The following is a 23,423-nucleotide window of genomic DNA, read 5'->3' as shown; positions in this document are numbered from 1 at the left end:
CCCGATTCGTGACTGGTGTTACATCGTGCAAGGGATGGAAGGTCGCCGGGAGCCGACGACCTGCGATCCCGCCCCTCAGCGTGCGGCGGCCTTCACCTTGAGGCGCCAGGCATGCAGCAGCGGTTCGGTGTAGCCACTGGGCTGCTCCTTGCCCTGGAACACGAGGTCCAGCGCGGCGCGGTACGCGTACGACGTGTCCCAGTTGCCCGCCATCGGCCGGTACGCCGGGTCGCCCGCGTTCTGCTTGTCCACCACCGCGGCCATGCGCTGGAACGTCTCGCGCACCTGCTGCTCGGTGACGACACCGTGCAGCAGCCAGTTGCAGATGTGCTGGCTGGAGATGCGCAGCGTGGCGCGGTCTTCCATCAGGCCGACGTTGTGGATGTCGGGCACCTTGGAGCAGCCCACGCCCTGGTCGATCCAGCGCACCACGTAGCCCAGGATGCCTTGCGCGTTGTTCTCGATCTCCTGCTGGCGCTGCTCGGGCGTCCAGTTCGCCTCGGCGGCGACGGGCACCGTGAGCAGGCCGGCGAGCAGCTTCTCGCGCTCGGCGGCCGCGTCGATCTTCTCGAGTTCCTGCTGCACGGCGGCCACGTCGACCTGGTGGTAGTGCAGCGCGTGCAGCGTGGCGGCCGTGGGCGAGGGCACCCAGGCCGTGTTGGCGCCGGCCTTCGGGTGGGCGATCTTCTGTTCCAGCATCGCGGCCATCAGGTCGGGCATGGCCCACATGCCCTTGCCGATCTGCGCGCGGCCACGCAGGCCGCAGGCGAGGCCGACCAGCACGTTGTTCTTCTCGTACGACTGGATCCAGGCGCTGGACTTCATGTCGCCCTTGCGGATCATCGGTCCCGCGTGCATCGCGGTGTGCATCTCGTCGCCGGTGCGATCCAGGAAACCGGTGTTGATGAACGCCACGCGCGCCGGGGCAGCCGCGATGCAGGCCTGCAGGTTGACGCTGGTACGGCGCTCCTCGTCCATGATGCCCAGCTTCACCGTGTCCTGCGGCAGGCCGAGCAGCTGCTCGACGCGGCCGAACAGCTCGGAGGCGAACGCCACTTCCGCGGGGCCGTGCATCTTGGGCTTCACGATGTAGATGGAGCCCGTGCGCGAGTTGCGGATGCCGTTCTGGCCCTTGCCCTGGAGGTCGACCATCGCGATCGCGGTGGTGATCACGGCGTCCATGATCCCTTCGTGGATCTCCTTGCCGCCGTCCCACAGGATGGCGGGGTTGGTCATGAGGTGGCCGACGTTGCGCAGGAACAGGAGCGAGCGGCCGTGCAGGCGCACTTCGCCGTCACCCTTCGGAGACTTGTAGGTGCGGTCCGGGTTCAGTCCGCGCGTGAAGCTCTTGCCCCCCTTGTGCACCTGCTCGGTGAGCGTGCCCTGCAGGATGCCCATCCAGTTGCGGTAGGCCAGCAGCTTGTCCTGCGCATCGACGGCGGCGATGGAGTCTTCCAGGTCCAGGATGGTGGAGAGCGCCGCTTCCACCACGACGTCGGCCACGCCCGCGGCATCGGTCTGGCCGATGGCGTGCTTGCGGTCCACGACGATGTCCAGGTGCAGGCCGTTGTTCTTCAGCAGCACGGAGGAAGGCGCGTTCGCGTCGCCCTGGAAGCCGACGAACTTCGCGGGATCCTTCAGGCCCGACGACTTGCCGCCCTTCAGTTCCACCTGGAGCTGGCCCCCTTCCACCTTGTACGCGGTGGCGTCGGCGTGCGAGCCGTTCGCGAGCGGCGCGGCCTGGTCCAGGAACTGGCGCGCGCGCGCGATCACCTTGGCGCCGCGCACTTCGTTGTAGCCGGGGCCCTTGTCGGCGCCGCCGTCCTCGGGGATGACGTCGGTGCCGTACAGCGCGTCGTACAGCGAGCCCCAGCGCGCGTTGGCCGCATTCAGCGCATAGCGCGCGTTCAGGATGGGGACCACGAGCTGCGGGCCGGCCTGCAGCGCGAGCTCCGCGTCCACGTTTTTCGTCGTTGCCTTCGCGCCTTGCGGCTGCGGCACGAGATAGCCGATCTTCTCGAGGAAGGCGCGGTAGGCCGCGGCGTCCCGGATGGGGCCGGGGTTCTTCTTGTGCCAGCCATCCAGCTCGGACTGCAGGCGGTCGCGCTCGGCGAGCAGCGCCGCGTTCTTCGGGCCGAGATCGCGGACGATCTGGTCGAAGCCCTGCCAGAATTTTTCCTGGGCGACGCCCACCGTGGGCAGCACCTGTTCGTCGAGGAAGCGCTTGAGCGCGCTGTCCACCTGCAGGCCGTGGATCGTGGTCTTGTCGGTCATGGTTGTTCTCCGGAGATCAGGATGGGAAAAACGAGAGCACGTCGCGCAAGGTGCTGCCGGTGCGGGTGGGCTGCGTGCCCAGTTCCTCGAAGGGAAGCTGGTAGCGGTTCACCCACAGCGTGCGGTAGCCGAACCAGGTCGCGCCCAGCGCGTCCCAGCCGTTGCAGCTGACGAAGAGGATCTGCGACGCGGCCAGGCCCGTGGCCTGGGTGCCGAGGCGGTAGGCGTCCGGGTGCGTCTTGTACCGGCGCACGCCGTCGACGCTCAGGACGTGATCGAGCAGGCCTTCCAGGCCCGCGCTGCGCACGGCGATGCCCAGCATCTCGGGGTCGCCGTTGCTCAGGATGCCGGTGGCGACCTTGCGGGCCTTCAGCGCCTGCAGCACTTCCCGGTTCTCGGGAAAGGCGGAGAGGTGCCGGTACTGGTTCATCAGCTGCTGCTCGCGCTCGGCGTTCAGCGCGAGGCCCAGGCGCTTGCAGGCGTGGCGCAGCGAGGCGAGCGTCAGCTCCCAGAACGGCTGGTAGTGCGCGCCGTCGTTGCTGGTGGTGACCAGGCGCGTGTATTCGATCTGCTTGTCGCGCCACAGCACCGACAGCGCCTGGCCGTGGCCCGGGAACAGCTGCTCCGCGAGCAGGCCGACGCTGTACACGTCGAACAGCGTCCCATAGGCGTCGAACAGCACCGCGCGCGGTTTTTCCATGGTGGTGACTGTATTCCGAACTTCCGGCGTCATTCATGGCCGGGAAGTGCTGGAATTGATGACCTGGATGCCGGTAATGCGCGGGAATCAGCTTTCCGTGCCCGCATAGCCCTTGAGGATGTCCAGCAGCTCCTGGACGGCGCTGCACTCGTCCTCGCCGGGCTCCCGCGCGAGGTAGGGCAGCAGCACGAAGCGCGCCTCGGCGTGCACCGAATCCCAGTTGTCCGCGGAGGGCACCCGCTCCTGCAGGTCGCGCAGCTCGGCCAGCACGCCGTCGAGGTTGTCCAGCACGCTGCCGGCCCGCAGCGCCTTGAGCATCTGCAGCTCAGCGACCCCGGCGACGGACCAGAAGTCGGGGCGTGCCGTCGCCGCGGCGCGCGTCATGGCCTCCACGGCCTGCAGGCGCTCCTCCGTGATCTCCGGGGCGCGTTTCTGCATGAGGGCGGCGGCGATCTCGCAGATGAGCGCAGCGCGCGCGGGATAGAACACGTCCAGCGCGCCGGCCGCCGTGGCCCGCTCCTGCGCCTGCAGGTACCACTTCGCCCCGTTGGCCGCGGCCCGGGCCGCCGCCGGCGCGTCGCCCTGGCGCCAGGCCACCATGGACAGGCGCTTGCAGGCCGAGCCGAGGAGGCTCATGCGCTCGTGCGTGGGGTGCAGGTGCACCAGGCGGCGCAGCTCGCGCATGCCGGCGCGGACCGCCGCCAGGTCGTCCGACTTCTCGCCGTGGCGCGCGCGCAGGTTCGCGAGCTGCTCCGCCGCGCGCAGCGTCGCGCCGCCGTCCTCCGCCGCGATGGCCCGCTCGAGCCAGGCGAGGGCCTGCTCCGGGGCTTCGGCGGCGACGTAGGCGAGCCCGAAGGCCTCGGCCACGCTGCCCATCGCACCCCAGCGTGCGGCGTGCTCCGACTCCAGCGCGCGGACGCGGTCCAGCGCCGCCTGCGGCGTGCGCGAGCCGAAGCGCACCTCGGTCACCAGGTTCTCCAGCGCGAGCGCCACGCCGTACGCGGAGGCGAGCGGGCCTTCCTCGCGGCTCGCCACCGGCTCGCGTTCGCTGGGCTGCGACCGGCGCCAGCTCCAGGTGGGGTCGCCATAGCACTGGTACGCCGCCCAGGTGTTGCCGTTGGGGTTGGCGCGCCAGGCCGCCTCGCGCGCGGCGCCGACGGCGTCGATGAAGCGGGCGCCCGCCAGCACCGCGTCGTAGAAGCGGGTGGCGAACACCTCCGCGGGCCCGTCCTCCACCGCCCAGCCCGCGGCGATGACGCAGCGCACGCCGGCTTCGATCAGCTTCTCCGCGATATTGGCGGCGAAGCGCGCGCGGTCGTGCGTGCGGCCCAGGTCCTTCACGTCGCGGTGCGCGAGGTGGCAGCAGTTCAGGAACACGAGCTCCGGCACCGTGCGCATGGCCGCGACTTCCTTGGCGCCCAGGAAGGTGTTGCCGGACAGGACCACGCCGCCTTCCGGCCCCGGCGCGCCGTGGCCGGCCACGTGGATGATCCGGTACGAGCGCGCGAACAGCTCGTTGATGATGGTGCGCGCGTCGTTGTTGTCCACCAGCGCGCTGACGTCCACCCGCGGCCGCTGGGCGTCGAGGTGCGCGATCACGGCTTCGGCCTCGGCCTTCGCGCCTTCCAGCGGCGGGTAGTCGGACGGGGCGGCGGGCTCGCCGATCACCAGCACCGCGTCGTCCGGCGTCGCATCCATCACCCGCTCGCGGAAGTTCTCCGTGCGCAGCTTGCGCACCAGCCGGCTGCGCACGGCCCAGGGACGCGTGTCCTCCTGCATGGCGTCGGGGTTGGACTTCAGCAGCTCCCACGGGATCACGGCCGTGCCGGCGTCCACCTCCAGCACCATCTCGTTCGTGCCGGCGAGGTAGGGCTCGATCTCCGCCGGCACGAGCAGGTTGAACAGCGTGCGGCCGATCAGCGGGTCGGTGTTCGCCTGGTTGGACGCGGTGGCGACGAGCTCGCGCACCAGCCCCGTCTGCGCATGCTGGGCGCGCACTTCGGTGCGGGCGCGCCGCGTGTCCAGGTCGTAGGCGATGCAGACGTTGCCGCTCGCGTCCCGCTGCGACAGGGCGCTGATGAAGTCGTAGGTGGTGCTGCGGTAGCCGGCGTCCAGCGAGCGCCGCATCGCGCCCTGTTCCACTTCCACCTGGCCGTCCAGCCGCAGGCGCCCGCCCCACGCGGCCTGCTGCTGGCGCAAGGCGTGCCAGGCTTCGGTGGCGCGCTCGAGGAAGAGTTCCACCAGCGTGAGCCGCGCCACGCGGGGCCAGCCGCGCGTGGTGGCGAGCTTCTCGTTGGCGTCGATCACGCCCTGGCTCACGTACTGCGCCGCCGTTCCCGGCGTGATGCGCATGCCGCCGCTGCCCACCAGCGTGGCGCTCAGCTCGAAGGTCGCGGGCGCCGCCCCCGGCTCGTCGGCGATGCGCTGCGCGAACGCGAGCACGGCTTGCCGGATGGTGAACGCGAGCTTGTCCGCGGTGAGCTTGCCTTCCTCGCCGAGGCCCACGACCACGGCCGCCGTCGGGCGCGCCATCTGCAGCGGGTTCTTCGGGTTGCGCCGCTCGTTGGCGAAGACCTGGTGCGTCCCCACCGCGTCGGGGTAGAGGCCCGTGGCGATGGAACGCGCCATGCCGCCGTCCACCAGCTTGTCGACGATCTTCTCCGAGCCCGTGAGCTGCAGCGAACGGTAGTGGCCCACCAGCAGCGGCTCGGGCACGAACTGCAGGTCGCCGTTGACGACGCGCACGGCGAGCGCCTGCGCGTTCGCGGGGCGCTCGCGGGCGGCGCCGGCGTCCATGAGGTCCGAGGGAGAGGCGGGCGGCGCCACGTCCTCGAAGCGGCGCGAAGGACGGCTGTGCGCGGGGGCGAGCGCGGAACGCTGCGTGCCGCCGCCGCGCTCGCGGGACACGGGCGTGTCGGGAATGGCATCCATGCGCGGGAGCCGCTTCGTGCTGCCGTCCGTGAGCAGCTCCAGGTAGGCGGCGAAGGCTTCCGCCGTCTCCGGCAGCTTGCCGTGCGGCGCGTCCACCTGCCACATGGGCACGCCGGGCAGCTGCGCGCTGCGGTGCGGCACGCGGCCGTCGCCGCCTTCCGGCGCGGCCACGTATTCCAGGCCGGCGTCGGTCAGCGCGTAGCCGGCCGGCGTGAAGCCCGCGCGGCCCACGACGATCGCCATGCGGGACGCGTCCGCGTGCAGGCCTTGCAACTGCTCGTCGAGTCGGGCGCGCAGGGCGGCGGCGCGTTCGAGCACCGCCTGCGGCGGCGCCGACCAGCCGTAGACGGCACGCTGCGCGTCGGGCTGGTGCCATGCGTTGTAGCGCAGCAGCGCGTCGATGTCCTTCTTCGCCAGGTCCGCCCAGGTGCTCGCGAGGTGCAGTTGCAGCTGCGGGTCGTTCAAGCCTGCCTGCAGCTGCATCAGCCCGGGAAGCCCGGCGAGCACCGCGCGGGCTTCGGCATTGCGGAACAGCGCGCCGAACGCCACCAGCGCATTGCCGAAGCCGTCGTCGCCCGTGAGCACCTGCATCGGCGCCCAGGAGCCGCCGTTGGGCGGGCCGAGCATCACGAGGCGCGCGCCCTCGCGGCGCATCATGCGGTCCCAGGTGTCGCGGCGCTGCAGGCGCATGGTGCGCGCGACGAGCGAACCCATGGAGTGGGCGAGCAGCCGCACCGGCTGGCCGCTGGCGCTGCGCGCGGCGAGCGCCGCATCCACCGCGTCCGCGAGGCGCTCGGCCTCGTCCTCGATGGGGCGCCGCCAGTCGAAGGCGAAGGCGATCACCTCGTGCGTGTCGGCGAGCCGCTCGATGAGGCCGTCGTACACGTCGGCGACCGGGCCGTCCGCGTGGAAGCGGCCGGCCGTCTCGGGCGTCCACGCCAGCTTCACCAGGCCATCGATGAAGTTCCAGCCGATCCAGATGCGCTCGTCGTCGCGCCGGATGTTGGAGCCCAGGATGCCGGGAAGCACGAACACCGCGGGACGGCTGGCCGCCGGCGCAGCGGGTGAGCCGGCGGAGCGCTGGATGGCGCGGGCGCCACGCGTGCCGCTCGCGTCCAGCCCGGCCCAGGAGTTGCGGCCGATGACGTCGAAGCCTGCGGGCGCGTCCTGCACGAGCGCGTCGACGACGGCCGTGGCCGTGCGCACGTTGCTGAAGTAGTTGAAGTGGGAGACCTTGCCGCCGCGGTCCAGGAGGAAGCGTGCGTTGCCGCCCTGGCCGATCGCGCCGCGCGGCACGCCGCCGTACATGGCGCGCGTGTGCACCACCAGGTCGTTGTCGGTCCAGTAGAAGGCATCCGCGAGCAGCGTCTTCACCCAGGACAGCACCGAGTCGCCCTGCATGTCGCCGGCCACCACGCGCAGGTCGCCTTCGATCGGCGCCGCCTGCGCCGCGAGCCAGCGGATGAATTCGCTGTCCGGCATCATGGCCCGCAGGCCGGGCAGCACCTTCGGGTCCGCGCGCTTCTTCGCGATCCCGTGCAGGAAATCGACGAGCGCCCCGGCCACCTGCTGCCCGCCCAGTTGCAGCGCCCAGGTGAGGATGGACAGGTACGCATCGAGCCGGCGCGACGCCAGCAGCGTGCCGCGCGCGGGGCAGGCCACGCGCACCATGCGGTCCACGCGCAGGCCCTTGCCGCGCGCCTCGGCGAACAGCTTTTCGAGGTCCGCCGCATCGTCCGGCACCAGCGCGTCGAGGTCCTGGCGCGCGGGGACCACTCCGCTGCACGCGCGTGCCAGCACCTCGGCGACGAGCCCGCCGCGCGAGTGCGTGAGCAGGTGCAGCCGCGTGCCGGCGGGCAGCGCCTTCGCCAGCGCGAGCGCGTTGGCCACGGGGCTCGCGCCCAGCGTGGGATGGTCGAAGGCGTAGACGTGTTCGCCGTAGCGCTCGAACAGGCGCCGCACCTGCGCGGCCTGCGCCGTCCACAGCTTGCCGAAGGTGCCGTGGCTCTCGACGAAGGTGCCGTGCACCAGCACGAGGATCGCCTGTCCGTTCGCGGGAGGCTGCAGGTGGGGGAGGGGCTGCTCGTGCGCATCCTTGAGCGACTGGTCGAAGCGGTCGGCCTTCAGGCGGTAGAGGCCCGGGACCACCTGCGCATCCAGCTTCTGCGCGAGCACGCGCGCGGCTGCTTCTTCGGCGAGGTCCGGGGAGATGTCCGGCGCGACGTCGCCCAGCACCTCGAAGCTTTCGAGCGTCGCCTGCCCCAGCCAGTCGGTGAAGCCGCGCGTGGCACCCGCATCCGGCCCGCGCCAGGCGAGCTGCGGCGTGACGACGACGGGACCGTTGGCCGCGGACGCCTCGCGGCGCTTGTCGCGCCGCTGTGCCGCGAGCAGGGCGTGCGCGCTGTCCGGCGCGAGGATCAGCGTGGGACCGTTTGCGATCGCCAGGCGGACCACGTGCTCGCCGGTGCGTGCCTTGACGGTGACGGGCTTCGCGTCGCCGCGCGTGGACGCCAGCCGCACGGCCTGCCGCACGGCACCGGGGCCGCCGCGGCCGCGCACCGCCGGCATCTCCTCGCCGGCCAGTTCGAAGGTGAATTCCCTCCCGGCGGGCGCGGGCCCGGCCGGAGCGGGGCCGGGCGTTCCCGTGGTGCCCATGGCGCTCCTCCCTCGCGCCCGGAAGGCGCGCGGCCAGTATGGAGGAGGCCGGCGTGGCCCGTCAACGCGCGCTCAGCGCGCCTTCATAGCGCGAAGATGCGCTGCGCGTTCGACCCCCGGATCGCGCGGCACTGCGCTTCCGGCAGGGCGCCGGTATTGGCGAACGCGCCCTTCGTGTCGTGCACCCAGTGCGGCCAGTCGGTGCCGAACATCACGTGCTCGTGGCCGACGACCGAGATGAGGTACTGCAGCGGCCGCAGGTCGTAGGTGATGCTGTCGTAGTAGATGTGGCGCAGGTAGTCCGTGGGCTTGCGCTTCATCTGGCGGCGCGAAGGCAGTTCCACTTCGTCGCCCTTCTCGAAGCGCCCCACCAGGTAAGGGAGCGTGCCGCCGCCGTGCGAGGCGATGATCTTCAGGTCGGGGTACTGGTCGAAGAAGCCTTCGAAGATCATGCGCGTGATCGCCAGCGTCGTGTCGAACATGAAGCCGACCGACCAGCTCAGGTCGAACTTGGTCATGTCCATGAAGTCGACGCCCGGCGGGTCGGTGGGATGCACCAGCACGGGCAGCTTGCGCGCATCGATCGCCTTCCAGACCGGCGCGAACATCGGGTCCGTGAGGCTCTTGCCCGCCACGTTGGCCAGCACCATCACGCCGACGGCGCCTCTCGCGCAGCTGCGCTCCAGCTCCTCCACCGCGCGCTGCGGGTACTCCCAGGGCAGCGAGGCGAACCAGCGGATGCGGTCCGGGTAGCGCGACTGCGCATCGGCCACGTTGTCGTTCGCCTCGCGCGCGGCCAGCACGCTCACCTCCTCGCCGCCCCAGTACACGTTGGGGCAGGTGAGCGAGACCACCGACACGTCGATCTTCGCCTGGTCCATGTGCTGGATGCGCAGCTCCCAGTCGAAGTGGCCCTTCTGCGGGATCACCACCGGGGTGTCGCCGCGGAAGATCTCCTTCTGCCCGTCGGGGCGGGTCTGGATGTTGTAGATGCCGCTCTTGTCGCGCAGCAGTTCGAGCCACTTCGTGGTGAACATGTGCGTGTGGACGTCGATGACCGTCACTGGCTTGTCTCCTTGGAATCACCTGCTCAGGGTGCGACCGGATGGGCGCGCCGCGGTCCTTAGTCTAGTGTTTAACTTGTTAAGCAATCGCCTCGCAGGAGACAAGACAATGAAACGCCGCCACTTCGCCGCGCTCGCCGGCGCCGCGCTCGCCGCCCCCGCCGCCCTGGCCCAGGACCGCACGATCCGCATCCTGGTGGGCTTCCCGCCCGGGGGCTCGGCGGACGTGATCGCGCGCCTGCTGGCGGAGAAGATGCGCGTGTCGCTCGGCCAGAACGTGATCGTGGAGAACAAGCCCGGCGCCGCCGGCCGCCTGGTGCTGGGCGAGCTCAAGCGCGCCGCGCCGGACGGCCAGACGCTGGTGCTCTCGCCGAGCGGCGCGATGGTGATCGCGCCCTGGCTGTACAGCAACCTGCCCTACGACCCGGTCAAGGACTTCACGCCCGTCTCGCGCATCGTCACCTTCGACTTCGCCGTCACCGCCGGGCCCGGCGCCCCGCAAGGGGACCTGAAGACGGTGCTCGCCTGGATGAAGGCGAACCCGACGAAGGCCAACTACGCGACCTCCGGCGCCGGCACGGTGCCGCACTTCGCCGGCCTGCTGCTGGGGCAGGCGAGCGGCACGCCGCTCACCCACGTCGCTTATCGCGGCGGCGCGCCGGCCGCGCAGGACCTGATCGGCGGGCAGATCCCGCTGATGGTGGACACGGCCTCCGAGACCATCGAGCACCACAAGGCGGGCAAGGTCCGCATCGTGGCGGTGACCGGCGAGCAGCGCTCCAAGTCGCTGCCCGACGTGCCCACGCTGAAGGAGCAGGGCATCAACATGGCGGCCGATGCCTTCTTCGGCTTGTACGGCCCGCCCGGCATGCCGGCGGACGTGGTGAACCGCATCGACCGCGCCGTCGCCGACGCGCTGAAGGATCCGGTGATCCAGGAAAAGATCTACGTCTTCGGCCTCGTTCCGAACCACGCACCGGCCGCGGACCTCGCCGCGACGCAGGTCGCGCACCTGAAGCGCTGGGAAGCGCCGATCAAGGCGTCAGGCTTCAAGGCCGAATGAGCGGAGCCAGGGCGGCAGGGAAACGGGCCTGCGCCGGGGCTTGGGAGCGTGCCAGGCTAGGCGCAGGCGAGGCCGTGTAGTCCACTACACAAGGAGCCTGCAACAACGCATGGCACGCTCCCAAGCCCCGGCCCGGAGGGTTGGGCCGATAAGGGGGTGCATGCGTCGTTGTGGTCACGGGTCAATCCGTGAAGGATTGACCCGCGCCCACGCCTAGCCTGCACCCCCTTCTCGGCCCAACGCAGGCCCGTTTCCCTGCCGCCCTGGCTCCCGGGGGCTGCCGCACAATGCGCCATGCCTCCTGAACCCATCCCCGACGCGCTGCCCTACGCGGGCCTGCGCGTCGTCGAATTCACCCACATGGTCATGGGGCCCACCTGCGGGCTCGTGCTCGGCGACCTCGGCGCCGAGGTGATCAAGGTGGAGCCGCCGGGAGGCGACAACACGCGGCGCCTGCTCGGGTCGGGCGCCGGTTTCTTCCCGCTCTTCAACCGCAACAAGAAGAGCATCGTGCTGGACCTGCAGACGCCCGCGGGGCGCGAAGCCGCGCTGCGGCTGATCGCGACCGCCGACGTCGTGAGCGAGAACTTCCGACCCGGCACGATGAAGAAGCTGGGCCTGGACCACGCGACCCTTTCGAAGCTGAACCCGCGCGTCATCTCGGTCAGCCACAAGGGCTTCCTGCCCGGGCCCTACGACCACCGCACCGCGCTCGACGAAGTCGTGCAGATGATGGGCGGGCTCGCCTACATGACGGGCCGCCCCGGCGACCCGCTGCGCGCGGGCAGCAGCGTCAACGACATCATGGGCGGCATGTTCGGCGCCATCGGCGTGATGGCCGCGCTGGCGCAACGCGAGAAGACCGGCCGCGGCCAGGAAGTGCAGAGCGCGCTGTTCGAGAACAACGTCTTCCTCGTCGCGCAGCACATGATGCAGTTCGCCGCGACCGGCAAGCCCGCGGCGCCCATGCCGGCGCGCATCTCCGCCTGGGCCGTCTACGACGTGTTCACCGTGAAGGACGGCGAGCAGGTGTTCCTGGCTGCCGTGAGCGACGGCCAGTGGAAGGTGTTCTGCGAGGCGTTCGGCTACGCCGACCTGCTGGCCGACGAGCGCCTGAAGACCAACAACGACCGGGTGCACGCGCGCGACTGGATGATCCCGCTGCTGCGCGAACGCCTGGCCCGGCACACGGCAGCGGAACTGAGCGAGGTGTTCGAGAAGAACGGGCTGCCGTTCGCGCCGATCACGCAGCCGGAGCAGCTGTTCGACGACCCGCACCTGCAGGCCACGGGCGGCCTGGCGCCGCTGCGGCTGCAGGACGGCCGCGAGACGCGCGTGCCGCTGTTGCCGCTGACGCTCGATGGGCAGCGCCCGTCCCTGCGCCTGCAGCCGCCGGGCCTCAACGAGCATGGCCCCGCGCTGCTGGCCGAGCTCGGATACAGCCCGGAAGACATCGCGCGCCTGTCCGGCCAAGGCTAATCCGCGCCCGACAGCGCCGGATTGCTGACCTGCACGCGCATAATCAGCGCGGCATGGACAAGCTGAAGCAGCTGGAATCCTTCGTCTCGGTCGCCACCCGCGGCAGCCTCACCGCCGCCGCGCGCGCCGAAGGCGTCGCGCCCGCGATCATGGGCCGCCGGCTGGACGCGCTGGAGGAGCGCCTGGGCGTGAAGCTGCTCGTGCGCACCACGCGGCGCATCACGCTCACCCACGAGGGCAGTGCCTTCCTCGAGGACTGCCAGCGGCTGCTGGCCGACCTCGCGAACGCGGAAGCGAGCGTGAGTGCGGGCGGCGTGAAGGCGAGTGGCCACCTGCGCATCACCGCGCCGGCGGGCTTCGGCCGCCGCCACGTCGCGCCACTGGTGCCCCGCTTCCGCGAGCTGCACAGCGACGTGACCATCTCGCTCAACCTGAGCGACCGCGTGGTCGACCTCGCGGGGGAAGGTTTCGACTGCGCCGTGCGCGTGGGGGACTTCCCGGATTCCTCCCTGGTGAGCGTGCGCATGGCGGACAACCGCCGCCTGTGCGTCGCGACGCCCGGCTACCTCCAGCGGCACGGCACCCCCGAGCACCCCAACGACCTCGCGCGCTTCGACTGCCTCACGCTCTCGAGCGATGCCTCGCAGACGCGCGGCTGGGCCTTCCTGCTGCCCGGCAAGAACGGCGAGGGCGAGATCACGCACTTCAAGCCCGCCGGGCCGCTGGACTGCTCGGACGGGCAGGTCCTGCACGACTGGTGCGTGCAGGGTTTCGGCATCGCCTGGCGCAGCACCTGGGAGGTGGAGCAGGAGATCGCCGAAGGGCGCCTCGTGGAGGTGCTCGCCGCGTTCGCCGCGCCGCCCAACGGCATCTACGCCGTCTTTCCCCAGCGCAAGCACCTGCCCCTGCGGGTGCGCCTGTGGATCGACTTCCTCAAGCACCACTACGCCCAGCCGCAGTTCTGGCGGGCGGGACCCAGCCCATGACCCTCGACGCGATCCTCCAGTACCTCCACATCTCCGCCATCCTGGCGCTCGTCGTGTTCATCAGCAGCGAGGCGGCGCTGTGCCGGCCGCAGTGGATGAACGCGCAGGTCGTCGAGCGCCTCGTGACCGTGGACCGCATCTACGGCATCGCGGCGGGTGCGGTGCTGGTGACCGGCTTCGTCCGGATCTACTTCGGCACGAAGGGCGCGTCCTGGTACTGGGGCAACTGGCTGCTGCACCTGAAGCTCACGCTGTTCGTCGTCGTCGCGCTGATCTCGATCGCGCCGACGCTGCGGTTCATCCGGTGGCGCAAGGCGCTGCGGGCCAACGGGACGCTGCCGACCGAAGACGAGGTGAAGCGCGCGCGCAAGCTGGTGATGCTGCAGGCCCACATCATTCCGGTCATCCCGCTGGCGGCGGCGTTCCTCGCGCGGGGCTTCGGCGGCAAGGGCTGATCGGTGGGGTTCGCTTCGCTCACCTTCCGACGCGGCGCGTCGCCACCCTACAGGGGGTCCGCCTTGTAGGGTGGCGCGGCGAAAGCCGCGGAAGGTGAGCGCCAGCGAACCCCACCGGAGGGCCCCCCGTAAAATCCCCCGATGCTCCAAGCCAAACAAGACCTGCTCGCCGCCCTCGCGGCCGGGCTCGAACAGCTGTCGCCCGGGGCAGGCGCCAAGGCCGCGTTCGAACTGCCCAAGGTCGCCGCGCACGGCGACCTCGCCTGCACGGCGGCGATGCAGCTCGCCAAGCCGCTGAAGAAGAACCCCCGCCAGCTCGGCGAGACGCTGCGCGACGCGCTGCTGGCCACGCCCGCCTTCCAGCGCTGGGTGGACGCGGTGGAAATCGCGGGCCCCGGCTTCCTGAACATCCGCCTCAAGACCGCCGCCAAGCAGGAAGTGGTCCGCGAGGTGCTCGCCTCGGGGGCCGGCTTCGGCCAGCAGCCCCTGCACGGCCGGCGCGTGCTGGTGGAGTTCGTGTCCGCCAACCCCACGGGGCCCTTGCACGTGGGCCACGGCCGCCAGGCGGCGCTCGGCGACGCCATCTGCAACCTCTACGCCACGCAGGGCTGGAACGTCCACCGCGAGTTCTATTACAACGACGCGGGCGTGCAGATCCAGACGCTCGCGATCAGCGTGCAGGCGCGCGCCCGCGGCTACAAGCCGGGCGACCCGCAGTGGCCGGAGACGGCCTACAACGGCGACTACATCGCGGACATCGCCGCCGACTTCCTGGCGAAGAAGACCGTGAAGTCCGACGACCGCGAGTTCACCGCCAGCGGCGACGTCGAGGACCTGGACGGCATGCGCCTGTTCGCCGTGGCCTACCTCCGCCACGAGCAGGACCTGGACCTGCAGTCCTTCGCGGTGCGCTTCGACCACTACTACCTCGAGTCCAGCCTCTACACCAGCGGCAAGGTCGACGCGGTGGTGCAGCGCCTGCGCGACGCCGGCAAGACCTACGAGCACGAAGGCGCCCTGTGGCTGAAGTCGACCGACTACGGCGACGACAAGGACCGGGTGATGCGCAAGGGCGACGGCAGCTACACCTACTTCGTCCCCGACGTGGCGTACCACATCACCAAGTGGGAGCGCGGCTTCACCAAGGTGGTGAACATCCAGGGCACGGACCACCACGGCACGATCGCGCGGGTGCGCGCCGGCCTGCAGGCAGCGGGCGTCGGCATCCCGCAGGGCTACCCCGACTACGTGCTGCACACCATGGTGCGCGTGATGCGCGGCGGCGAGGAGGTGAAGATCTCCAAGCGCGCCGGCAGCTACGTGACGCTGCGCGACCTGGTCGAGTGGACCAGCAAGGACGCGGTGCGCTTCTTCCTGCTCTCGCGCAAGCCCGACACCGAATACGTGTTCGACGTCGACCTGGCGCTGGCGCAGAACAACGACAACCCCGTGTACTACGTGCAGTACGCGCACGCCCGCATCTGCTCGGTGCTGGCGGCCTGGGGCGGCGACCCGGCCGGCCTGGCGGGCGCGGACCTGTCGTCCCTGGAGCACCCGGCGGCGCAGAACCTGATGCTGCAGCTGGCGCGCTACCCGGAGATGCTCACGGCCGCGGCCGTGGATTTCGCGCCGCACGACGTGACCTTCTACCTGCGCGAGCTGGCGGCGGCGTATCACAGCTACTACGACAGCGAGCGCATTTTGGTGGATGACGACCGGTTGAAGACCGCGCGCCTCGCGCTCGTGGCTGCCGTCGCGCAGGTGTTGCACAATGGACTGGCTGTGCTGGGGGTGAGTGCCCCGGCCAAGATGTGAGCATGAAACTGAAGCAACGCGGCAACACCCTGGTCGGCATCATCATCGGCATCGTGCTGGGCCTCGCGGCGGCCCTCGCCGTGGCGGTCTACGTCACGAAGGTGCCCGTGCCCTTCCTGAACAAGGGCCCGAGCCGCTCGCCCGAGCAGGATGCGGCGGAATCGCGCAAGAACCAGAACTGGGACCCCAACGCGCCCCTGTACGGCAAGAACCCGGCCAAGGCCCTGCCGCCCGCGCCGGGCATGCCGGCGGCCAGCGCGCCGGGCACGGCCGCGGCACCTTCCGCCAAGGCCTCCGAAGCGGTCGTGCCCGAGAAGCCGAAGGACGCCGCCAAGGCGCCCGACGCACCCGCCGTCACCGGCCGTCCCGCGCCCGCCGACCCGCTGGGCGACCTGGCGGCCGCGCGCGCCGGCGGCGGCAGCGATCCTTTCCTCTATTTCGTGCAGGCCGGCGCCTTCCGCACCCCCGAGGACGCCGAGGCGCAGCGCGCCAAGCTGTCCCTCATGGGCATCGAGGCCAAGGTCACGGAGCGCGAGCAGGCCGGCCGCCAGGTGTACCGGGTGCGCGTCGGCCCGTTCAGCAGCAAGGACGACGCGGACCGGCAGAAGGAAAAGCTGGACGCCGGCGGCTTCGACACGGCGCTCGTCCGCGTCCAGCGGTAGCGCGGCGCCGCCCGGCGGCGGAACCAAGCACCGCCGGGGCGCTCCCACCGTCTTCAAGGAGAAAGCAGGAAATGAATCGACGCGAGTTCTCGGCCGCCACGGCCATCGTGCTGGGCGCCGCCGCCCTCGGCGTGCCGCAGCTGGCGCTGGCGCAGCGCAAGCTGCAGGAAGGCAAGGACTTCCGCGCGCTGGGCAACAGGGTCCCCGTGGAAGCCCCCGCGGGCAAGATCGAGGTGGTGGAGTTCTTCTGGTACGCGTGCCCCCACTGCAACGCCTTCGAGCCGCAGCTGAACGCGTGGCTGAAGAAGCTGCCGCCGGACGTGTCCTTCCGGCGCGTGCCCGTCGCCTTCCGCGACGACTTCGTGCCGCAGCAGCGCCTGTACTACACGCTCGAGGCGATGGGCAAGGTGGAGGACCTGCACAGCAAGGTGTTCCACGAGATCCACGTGAACAAGCAGCCGACCAACCGCGAGGACCTCATCCTGGCCTTCGTGGAGAAGAACGGCGTGGACAAGGCGAAGTTCCAGGAGCTGTACAACTCCTTCGCCATCTCCAACAAGGCGCGCCGCGCGCGCCAGCTGCAGGACCAGTACGAAGTGGATGGCGTGCCCGCCCTCGGCATCGCCGGCCAGTACTACACCGACGGCACGATGGCCGGCAACATGGACCGCGCCCTGCAGATCGTCGACTACCTGGTCGCCCAGGCCCGCACCGGCAAATAAGCCGCCGCGCGTCGATTCCGCACGCATTGCCGTGCGGCCTCACGGAAAAAGCCCGCGCATGCGGGCTTTTTCGTCCGCGATCGCTACAATGCCAGCAAGAATCGTGCCTCTATGAAGAACACCACTGCACTGCTTCCCCTGGCGCTCGCCCTCGCCCTCGTCGCCGCACCCGCCGGCGCCGAGCGCGCGGACCGCAACAAGCCCATGAACGTCGAGGCGGACGCGCTGCGCTACGACGACCTGCAGCAGACCAGCATCTTCACCGGCAAGGTGGTGGTCACCAAGGGCAGCATCGTGATCCGCGGCGCGAAGATGACCGTGCGCCAGGACCCGGAGGGCTACCAGTTCGGCGTGGTGACGGCCGAACCCGGCAAGCAGGCCTACTTCCGCCAGAAGCGCGAAGGCGTGGACGAATTCATCGAGGGCGAGGCCGAAAGCATCGAGTACGACGGCAAGGCGGACAAGGTGCGCTTCATCGGCCGCGCCGAGATGCGGCGCCTGCGCGGCGCCACCGTGAACGACGAGACCAGCGGCTCCGTCATCACCTACGACAACACGAACGACCAGTTCACCGTGGATGGCGGCACCACCGCGGCCACGCCCTCCAACCCCGGCGGCCGCGTGCGTGCCACGCTCGCCCCGCGTGCAGCGGCCTCGGCCGCGCCGGGCTCGGCGTCCGCCGCCGCGGCTGCCGCATCGGCGCCGCGTCCGGCCGCCTCGACGCGCCTGCGTCCGGCCAGCAGCCTCGCACCGGAGTCGCGTTGATGGGAGACGCCGAGACGGTGCACGCGGGGGCGGCCACGGAAGTGGCCAGCCGGCTGGAAGCGCGCCACCTGCAGAAGTCCTATGGCGGCCGCAAGGTGGTGCAGGACGTGTCCGTGTCCGTCGCCAAGGGCGAGGTCGTGGGGCTGCTCGGCCCGAACGGCGCGGGCAAGACGACGTCCTTCTACATGATCGTCGGCCTCGTGCGCGCCGACGGCGGCGAGATCGCCATCGACGGCCAGGCCGTGGAGCACATGCCGATCCACCGGCGCTCGCGCCTGGGGCTGTCGTACCTGCCGCAGGAAGCGTCCATCTTCCGCAAGCTCAACGTGCAGGACAACGTGCGCGCCGTGCTCGAACTGCAGCGCGACGCCGAGGGCCGCGCGCTGTCGCGCGAGGAGATCGAGAAGCGCCTCACGCGCCTGCTGCAGGACCTGCGGGTGGACCACCTGCGGGACTCGCCGGCCATCGCGCTTTCGGGCGGCGAGCGGCGGCGCGTGGAGATCGCGCGGGCGCTCGCGACGCAGCCGCGCTTCATCCTGCTCGACGAACCCTTCGCCGGCATCGACCCGATCGCGGTGATCGAGATCCAGCGCATCATCGGCTTCCTCAAGTCGCGCGGGATCGGCGTGCTGATCACCGACCACAACGTGCGCGAGACGCTGGGCATCTGCGACCACGCCTACATCATCAGCGAGGGCCGCGTGCTGGCGCAGGGCACGCCGGCCGAGATCGTGAACAACGCCGACGTGCGCCGGGTGTACCTCGGCGAGCACTTCCGCATGTGAGGCAGGAACAAGGACCGCTGTCAGTATGAAGCAGGGACTGTCGCTGCGCGTTTCGCAGCACCTCGCGTTGACGCCGCAGCTGCAGCAGTCCATCCGGCTGCTGCAGCTCTCCACCCTGGAACTGGGGCAGGAGATCCAGCAGATGCTGGACGACAACCCCTTCCTCGAAGTGCAGGTGGAGGACGTCGGCGAGGAGTTCGGCGTCGCCGCCGCGGATGCGCGCGCGCCGGACGAAGGCGAACACGAGGCTGCCTACGAAGGCAGCACGGCGAGCATGGAGACGGCCTCCACGTCCTCCGCGGAGTCGGAGACGCCCGACTTCGGCGAAGACCAGGCGCCCAACTGGGAAGGCGACGGCACCACGGAGACGGTGCCGGACGACGGCGAATGGGGCGGCGAAGCGCCTGCCGCGCGCCGCAACGCGGGCGAGGACGACGAGGTCGACGCGACCGACCTGGCGCGCGGCAACGAGTCGCTGCAGGCCTGGCTGCACCGGCAGGCGCTGGCCCTGCGCCTGTCCGAGCTCGACCGCGTCGCGCTGCGCTACCTGATCGAATCGCTCAACGACGACGGCTACCTGGAGGAGCGGCTGGAGGACATTGCCGCCAGCCTCGCGCCCGACGACCTCGAGCAGCAGGAAGAGCTGGTGCACCGCTTCACCGTGGCGCTGCGCCTGCTGCAGAACCTGGACCCGCCGGGCGTGGGCGCGCGCAACCTGGCCGAATGCCTGATGCTGCAGCTGCGCGCCATGCAGGAGGCGACGCCCGGCGACGAGGTGTGCCCGTTCGCGATCAAGGTGTGCCAGCAGCCGATGGACCTGCTGGCGAAACGCGACGTGAAGCGGCTCGCCCAGCTGTGCGGCGGCAGCGACGCGCAGGTGAAATCCGCCATCACCATGATCACGCGGCTGGAGCCCAAGCCCGGCCGCCGCTTCGTCGACGCCGAGCGCAACATCATCGTGCCCGACGTGATCGTCACGCAGGTGGGACGCGGCGCCCGCGCCAACTTCCGCGTGCAGCTCAATCCCGACGTGGTGCCGCGCCTGCGCGTGCACGACGTGTACGCCGGTGCGCTCAAGGCGCACCGCGGCGAGGGCCACCAGGCGCTGCAGCAGCGCCTGCAGGAGGCGCGCTGGTTCATCAAGAACATCCAGCAGCGCTTCGACACCATCCTGCGCGTGTCGAGCGCGATCGTGGAGCGGCAGCGCAACTTCTTCATCCACGGCGAGCTCGCGATGCGCCCGCTGGTGCTGCGCGAGATCGCCGACGAGCTCGGCCTGCACGAATCCACCATCTCGCGCGTGACCACGGCCAAGTACATGGCCACGCCTTTCGGCACCTTCGAGCTGAAGTACTTCTTCGGCTCCGCGCTCGGCACCGAGACCGGCGGCAACGCGTCGAGCACGGCGGTGCGCGCGCTGATCAAGCAGTTCGTGGCCGCCGAGAACGCGAAGAAACCGCTGTCGGACAGCCAGATCTCCGAGATGCTCAAGGAGCAGGGGATCGAGTGCGCAAGGCGCACGGTGGCAAAGTACCGGGAGGCGCTGCGGATCGCGCCTGCGAACCTGCGCAAGGAGCTGTGAGGGCGCTGCAAAGCTGGGGTGCGCTTCGCGCAACCCAGCCTACGGAACGAGAATTGGCCCACGGGCGTAGGCTGGGTTCCGCGCCAGCGGACCCCGGCATCGCACGCCCCACCGAACAACGACGATGAAACAGCTGCCTCTCTTCCTTCCCGTCGCCGGCGGGGTGGAAACCTATCTGGCCGACGAAGTCGCGCGCATCTGCGGCGAAGGCGCGCGCGACGTGCGCACGGCCCGTGGCGGCGTGCAGCTGCTCGCCACCTGGCCGGAGGTGATGAAGCTCAACCTGCACAGCCGCCTGGCGCAGCGCGTGCTGGTGCAGCTCGCGCACCAGCCGTACCGCGGCGAGCAGGACCTGTACGAAGCGGCCGGCGCGGTCGCCTGGGAAGAGTGGTTCACGCCGCGCGACAGTTTCAAGATCGAGATCACGGCACACCAGAGCCCGCTGAAGAGCCTGAACTTCGGCGCGCTGCGCATCAAGGACGCCGTGGCCGACCGCTTCCGCAACCGCGGCGGCGTGCGGCCGGACGTCGACACGCAGCGGCCCGTCGCGCGCATCTTCGCCCACCTGTCGGCGGAGCACGTCACGCTCTACATCGACACCTCCGGCGAGCCGCTCTTCAAGCGCGGCTGGCGCGAGGACAAGGGCGAGGCGCCGCTGAAGGAGACGCTCGCGGCGGCCATGATCGCCGCCAGCGGCTGGGACGCGACCGTGCCCTTGTACGACCCGTGCTGCGGCAGCGGCACCATCGCCATCGAGGCCGCGCAGGTTGCCTGCAACATCGCGCCGGGGCTGCTGCGCCGCTTCGGCTTCGAGCGGCTGAAGCCGCATGCGGCGAGCGACTGGCAGGCGCTGAAGGCCCAGGCGCAGGCGGCACGCCGCGCGCCCACGGCCCCCGTGTTCGGCAGCGACGTGGCCTTCCGCATGGTCGACTTCGCGCAGCGCAACGCCGAGCGCGCCGGCGTCGCCCACGCCGTGCAGTTGCGCGGCGGCGATGCCCTGCAGCGCATGCCGCCCTCGGACACGCCCGGCGTCCTGCTGCTCAACCCGCCCTATGGCGAGCGCATCGAAGTGGCCGGCGTCGCCGGACGCGGCCGCGGCGGGCGCGAGCAGGCGCAGATGGAGCAGGCCGGCGACTTCTTCGCGCAGCTCGCATCCCACTGGAAGCGCAACTTCCCCGGCTGGACCGCCTGGGTGCTGGTGCCCGACCCCAAGCTGCCTTCGCGCATGCGCCTGAAGGAGTCGCGGCGTGTGCCCATGTGGAACGGCCCGATCGAGTGCCGGCTGTTCCGCTTCGACATGGTCGCCGGCTCGGCGAGGAAGCCCGATGCGCCTGGTGCTTGATACCAACGTGGTGCTGGACCTGCTGGTGTTCGGCGACCCGAAGGCGCTGCCGCTGAAGGACGGGCTCGAAGCGGGTGCGATGCACTGGCTGGCCACGGCGGCGATGCGCGAGGAGCTCGCCCGCGTGCTCGCGTACCCGAAGCTCGCCGCGCGCGTGCTCTTCCACCGCGGCAGCGCCGACGCGGTGCTGCAGGACTTCGACCGCCACGCGCGCCTGCAGGACGTGCCGCAGAAGGCACCCGTCACCTGCGGCGACCCCGACGACCAGAAATTCATCGACCTCGCCGTCGCGCACCGCTGCACCTTGCTGAGCAAGGACTACGAGGTGCTGCGCATGCGCAAGCGCCTCGCGCAGCTCGAGGTGCAGGCACTTCCCTGCTGGGCCTCGTAACGCGCGGTAGCGACTGTTTCCTACGCCGGTCGCGCCCGCGCGCCGACCTGCCGTGCCCAGGGACGCGCTACCTTTGTGCGCTTGCGAACACCACATCCGACGCACACCCCACCATGTCCGAGATCCGTTTCCTCGACGCGCCTTCCCATTCCGACCACGCCGCCATCCTCGCCGCGCAGGCGGAGCACTGCGACGAATGCCTGGGGGCCGGCGGCTGGTTCCGCTACGAGCCCGCGCTCGACCCGGCGCCGGGCCAGCTCTACCTCTCGTGCCTCCACTGCCGCGGAAGTGGCCGTCTTGCGTTCCGCACCGCTGGCGTACTACGCCCCGAGTAGGTGCAAGCCAACGTGACAAACGCTGCGGTCCGACACGTCGCGCTTCAGGCACATGGGATGCTGGAAGCCTCACAAGAGAACGAAGCCGTGACCGACAGCACCTTTCCCGAAGAAGACCGCAATGCCCGGCTGGTGCGCAACCTGCTGGCGCTGCGGATGGTGCTGGCGATGGACCAGATGCAGACGGGCCGCTGGTCCGAGCGCATCGAGGAGCTCGACCAGGAGCTCGCCAGCCTCGGGCACGACATGAAGTCGACGGCCGCTTCGGCCAGCGAGAGCCTGCGGCGCACCTTCCTGCTGCCGCGTCTCGTCAACCGGCGCAAGCGCGCAGCGCATCGGCCCCCGGGCCGGCCCGTTCCCCAGGAATGAAGCCGGCGGGCAGCGCCCGCCCGGCATGCCTCAGGGCAGCAACTGCAGCAGCCGCTGCAAGGCATGCTCCACGGTCGCCGCACGCACCGCGGCGCGGTCCCCGTCGAAGCGGCGCGTCTCGCTCGTGAGCTGGCCATCGACCTGGAAGGCGAACCAGACCGTTCCCACCGGCTTCTGCGGCGAGCCGCCGGTGGGTCCCGCGACTCCCGTCACGGCGATGCTCGCCTGGGCGCGCGAGTGCCGCACGGCGCCGAACGCCATGGCGCGCGCCACGACTTCGCTGACGGCGCCGTGCTGCGCGATGAGCGCCGGATCCACGCCCAGCAGCTCCGCCTTCGCCTCGTTCGAATAGGGGACGAAGCCGCGTTCGAACCAGTTGCTGGAGCCGCCCAGTTCCGTGCAGGCCGCCGCGATCAGGCCGCCGGTGCAGCTCTCGGCGGTGGCGAGCATCGCTCCGCGGGCCTGCAGCCGGTCGGCGAGCTGGCGGCACAGGCCGAGGACGCGTTCGTTCATGACCAGGTCCTCCACAAGGCGAGCACGAGCAGCGTGCAGAACGCCGCGACCAGGTCGTCGGCCAGGATGCCGAAGCCGCCGCGCCAGCCCCAGCCCTTGAACGCGCGGTCGGCCCAGCCGATCGGGCCGGGCTTCACCGCGTCGAAGAAGCGGAACAGCACGAAGGCGGCGGCCTGGGCCGCCCAACCGGCCGGCAGCAACAGCCACAGCACGATCCAGAAGCAGACGATCTCGTCCCAGACCACCGCGGACGGATCGGCGATGCGCAGGTTGCGCGCGGTCACCATGCAGGCCCACCAGCCGACGGGCAGCGAGAGTGCGATCAGCTCGCCGAGCTGCCCGGGCGTGAGCCACTGCTGCAGCAGGACGAACACCATCCAGGCCCACAGCGTCGCCCACGTGCCGGGCGCGACCGGAGCGAGCCCGCAGCCGAAGCCGAGGGCGACGGCGTGCGCCGGATGCGAGAACAGGAAGCCCACGGTCGGCCGCCGCGGCGGCAGCAGGTCGGGGCTCGCGATCACTTCGTCCATGGGGC

At 70.7% G+C, this 23,423-nt stretch carries 20 protein-coding genes; 14 read left to right on the top strand and 6 right to left on the bottom strand.

The window, feature by feature from the left end:
* Positions 1-75 precede the first annotated feature (75 nt).
* The 4 genes from H8N03_RS21590 to H8N03_RS21575 form a co-directional block, all read right to left on the bottom strand.
* Positions 76-2,274 carry a malate synthase G gene (locus H8N03_RS21590; protein WP_187078296.1) on the bottom strand — a complete coding sequence of 733 codons (2,199 nt, stop codon included), beginning with the start codon at positions 2,272-2,274 and terminating at the stop codon, positions 76-78.
* Between the two features lie 16 nt (positions 2,275-2,290).
* Positions 2,291-2,974 carry a haloacid dehalogenase type II gene (locus tag H8N03_RS21585; protein WP_187078295.1) on the bottom strand — a complete coding sequence of 228 codons (684 nt, stop codon included), beginning with the start codon at positions 2,972-2,974 and terminating at the stop codon, positions 2,291-2,293.
* Positions 2,975-3,061: 87 nt separating this feature from the next.
* On the bottom strand, positions 3,062-8,560 hold the full coding sequence (locus H8N03_RS21580; protein WP_187078294.1) for a CHAT domain-containing protein: 5,499 nt from the start codon (positions 8,558-8,560) through the stop codon (positions 3,062-3,064).
* 83 nt (positions 8,561-8,643) lie between these two features.
* Complete coding sequence (locus tag H8N03_RS21575) at positions 8,644-9,624, bottom strand: amidohydrolase family protein (RefSeq protein ID WP_187078293.1); 981 nt, start codon at positions 9,622-9,624, stop codon at positions 8,644-8,646.
* A 109-nt stretch (positions 9,625-9,733) separates the two neighbouring features.
* On the opposite strand from H8N03_RS21575, the gene H8N03_RS21570 reads away from it, so the two are divergent.
* The 14 genes from H8N03_RS21570 (at position 9,734) to H8N03_RS21505 (ending at position 22,375) form a co-directional block, all read left to right on the top strand.
* Complete coding sequence (locus H8N03_RS21570) at positions 9,734-10,687, top strand: Bug family tripartite tricarboxylate transporter substrate binding protein (RefSeq protein WP_187078292.1); 954 nt, start codon at positions 9,734-9,736, stop codon at positions 10,685-10,687.
* 294 nt (positions 10,688-10,981) lie between these two features.
* Positions 10,982-12,166 (top strand): CaiB/BaiF CoA transferase family protein, encoded by a 1,185-nt coding sequence (locus tag H8N03_RS21565; protein ID WP_187078291.1) that lies wholly within the window; start codon positions 10,982-10,984, stop codon positions 12,164-12,166.
* 53 nt (positions 12,167-12,219) lie between these two features.
* Positions 12,220-13,152 carry a LysR family transcriptional regulator gene (locus H8N03_RS21560; RefSeq protein WP_187078290.1) on the top strand — a complete coding sequence of 311 codons (933 nt, stop codon included), beginning with the start codon at positions 12,220-12,222 and terminating at the stop codon, positions 13,150-13,152.
* The gene (locus H8N03_RS21555; protein ID WP_187078289.1) at positions 13,149-13,607 is read left to right on the top strand and encodes a DUF2214 family protein; all 459 of its coding nucleotides are present in this window, start codon (positions 13,149-13,151) and stop codon (positions 13,605-13,607) included. The genes H8N03_RS21560 and H8N03_RS21555 overlap by 4 nt, the downstream gene beginning before the upstream one ends.
* 141 nt (positions 13,608-13,748) lie before the next feature.
* The gene (gene argS, locus H8N03_RS21550; protein WP_187078288.1) at positions 13,749-15,422 is read left to right on the top strand and encodes an arginine--tRNA ligase; all 1,674 of its coding nucleotides are present in this window, start codon (positions 13,749-13,751) and stop codon (positions 15,420-15,422) included.
* A gap of 2 nt (positions 15,423-15,424) precedes the next feature.
* Positions 15,425-16,084, top strand: a complete 660-nt coding sequence (locus tag H8N03_RS21545; RefSeq protein ID WP_187078287.1) for an SPOR domain-containing protein — start codon at positions 15,425-15,427, stop codon at positions 16,082-16,084.
* 71 nt (positions 16,085-16,155) lie between these two features.
* Positions 16,156-16,806, top strand: coding sequence for a thiol:disulfide interchange protein DsbA/DsbL (locus tag H8N03_RS21540; RefSeq protein ID WP_187078286.1), 651 nt, complete (start codon positions 16,156-16,158; stop codon positions 16,804-16,806).
* A gap of 111 nt (positions 16,807-16,917) precedes the next feature.
* A complete protein-coding gene (gene lptA, locus H8N03_RS21535; RefSeq protein WP_187078285.1) occupies positions 16,918-17,571 on the top strand; it encodes a lipopolysaccharide transport periplasmic protein LptA in 654 nt (217 codons plus the stop codon).
* Positions 17,571-18,356: an LPS export ABC transporter ATP-binding protein gene (gene lptB / locus H8N03_RS21530; protein WP_187078284.1), complete on the top strand. Its 786-nt coding sequence runs from the start codon at positions 17,571-17,573 to the stop codon at positions 18,354-18,356. The genes lptA and lptB overlap by 1 nt, the downstream gene beginning before the upstream one ends.
* Positions 18,357-18,381: 25 nt before the next feature.
* Positions 18,382-19,938: an RNA polymerase factor sigma-54 gene (locus tag H8N03_RS21525; RefSeq protein WP_187078283.1), complete on the top strand. Its 1,557-nt coding sequence runs from the start codon at positions 18,382-18,384 to the stop codon at positions 19,936-19,938.
* Positions 19,939-20,062: 124 nt separating this feature from the next.
* Positions 20,063-21,280: a THUMP domain-containing class I SAM-dependent RNA methyltransferase gene (locus H8N03_RS21520; RefSeq protein ID WP_187078282.1), complete on the top strand. Its 1,218-nt coding sequence runs from the start codon at positions 20,063-20,065 to the stop codon at positions 21,278-21,280.
* A complete protein-coding gene (locus H8N03_RS21515; RefSeq protein ID WP_187078281.1) occupies positions 21,264-21,671 on the top strand; it encodes a PIN domain-containing protein in 408 nt (135 codons plus the stop codon). Before H8N03_RS21520 ends, H8N03_RS21515 begins: the two co-directional genes overlap by 17 nt.
* 113 nt (positions 21,672-21,784) lie before the next feature.
* Entirely contained in the window at positions 21,785-22,006 is a 222-nt protein-coding gene (locus tag H8N03_RS21510; protein WP_187078280.1) for a hypothetical protein, read from the top strand.
* A gap of 87 nt (positions 22,007-22,093) precedes the next feature.
* A complete protein-coding gene (locus H8N03_RS21505) occupies positions 22,094-22,375 on the top strand; it encodes a hypothetical protein (RefSeq protein WP_187078279.1) in 282 nt (93 codons plus the stop codon).
* 30 nt (positions 22,376-22,405) lie between these two features.
* Here H8N03_RS21505 and H8N03_RS21500 read toward each other — a convergent pair whose 3' ends face one another.
* Positions 22,406-22,888: a CinA family protein gene (locus H8N03_RS21500; RefSeq protein ID WP_187078278.1), complete on the bottom strand. Its 483-nt coding sequence runs from the start codon at positions 22,886-22,888 to the stop codon at positions 22,406-22,408.
* Positions 22,885-23,418, bottom strand: coding sequence for a phosphatidylglycerophosphatase A family protein (locus tag H8N03_RS21495; RefSeq protein WP_187078277.1), 534 nt, complete (start codon positions 23,416-23,418; stop codon positions 22,885-22,887). Before H8N03_RS21495 ends, H8N03_RS21500 begins: the two co-directional genes overlap by 4 nt.
* Positions 23,419-23,423 lie beyond the last annotated feature (5 nt).

Origin of the sequence: Ramlibacter cellulosilyticus (assembly GCF_014297465.1) — a bacterium.
Classification (GTDB): domain Bacteria; phylum Pseudomonadota; class Gammaproteobacteria; order Burkholderiales; family Burkholderiaceae_C; genus Ramlibacter; species Ramlibacter cellulosilyticus.
This window is presented reverse-complemented; position numbering and strand designations above follow the sequence as displayed.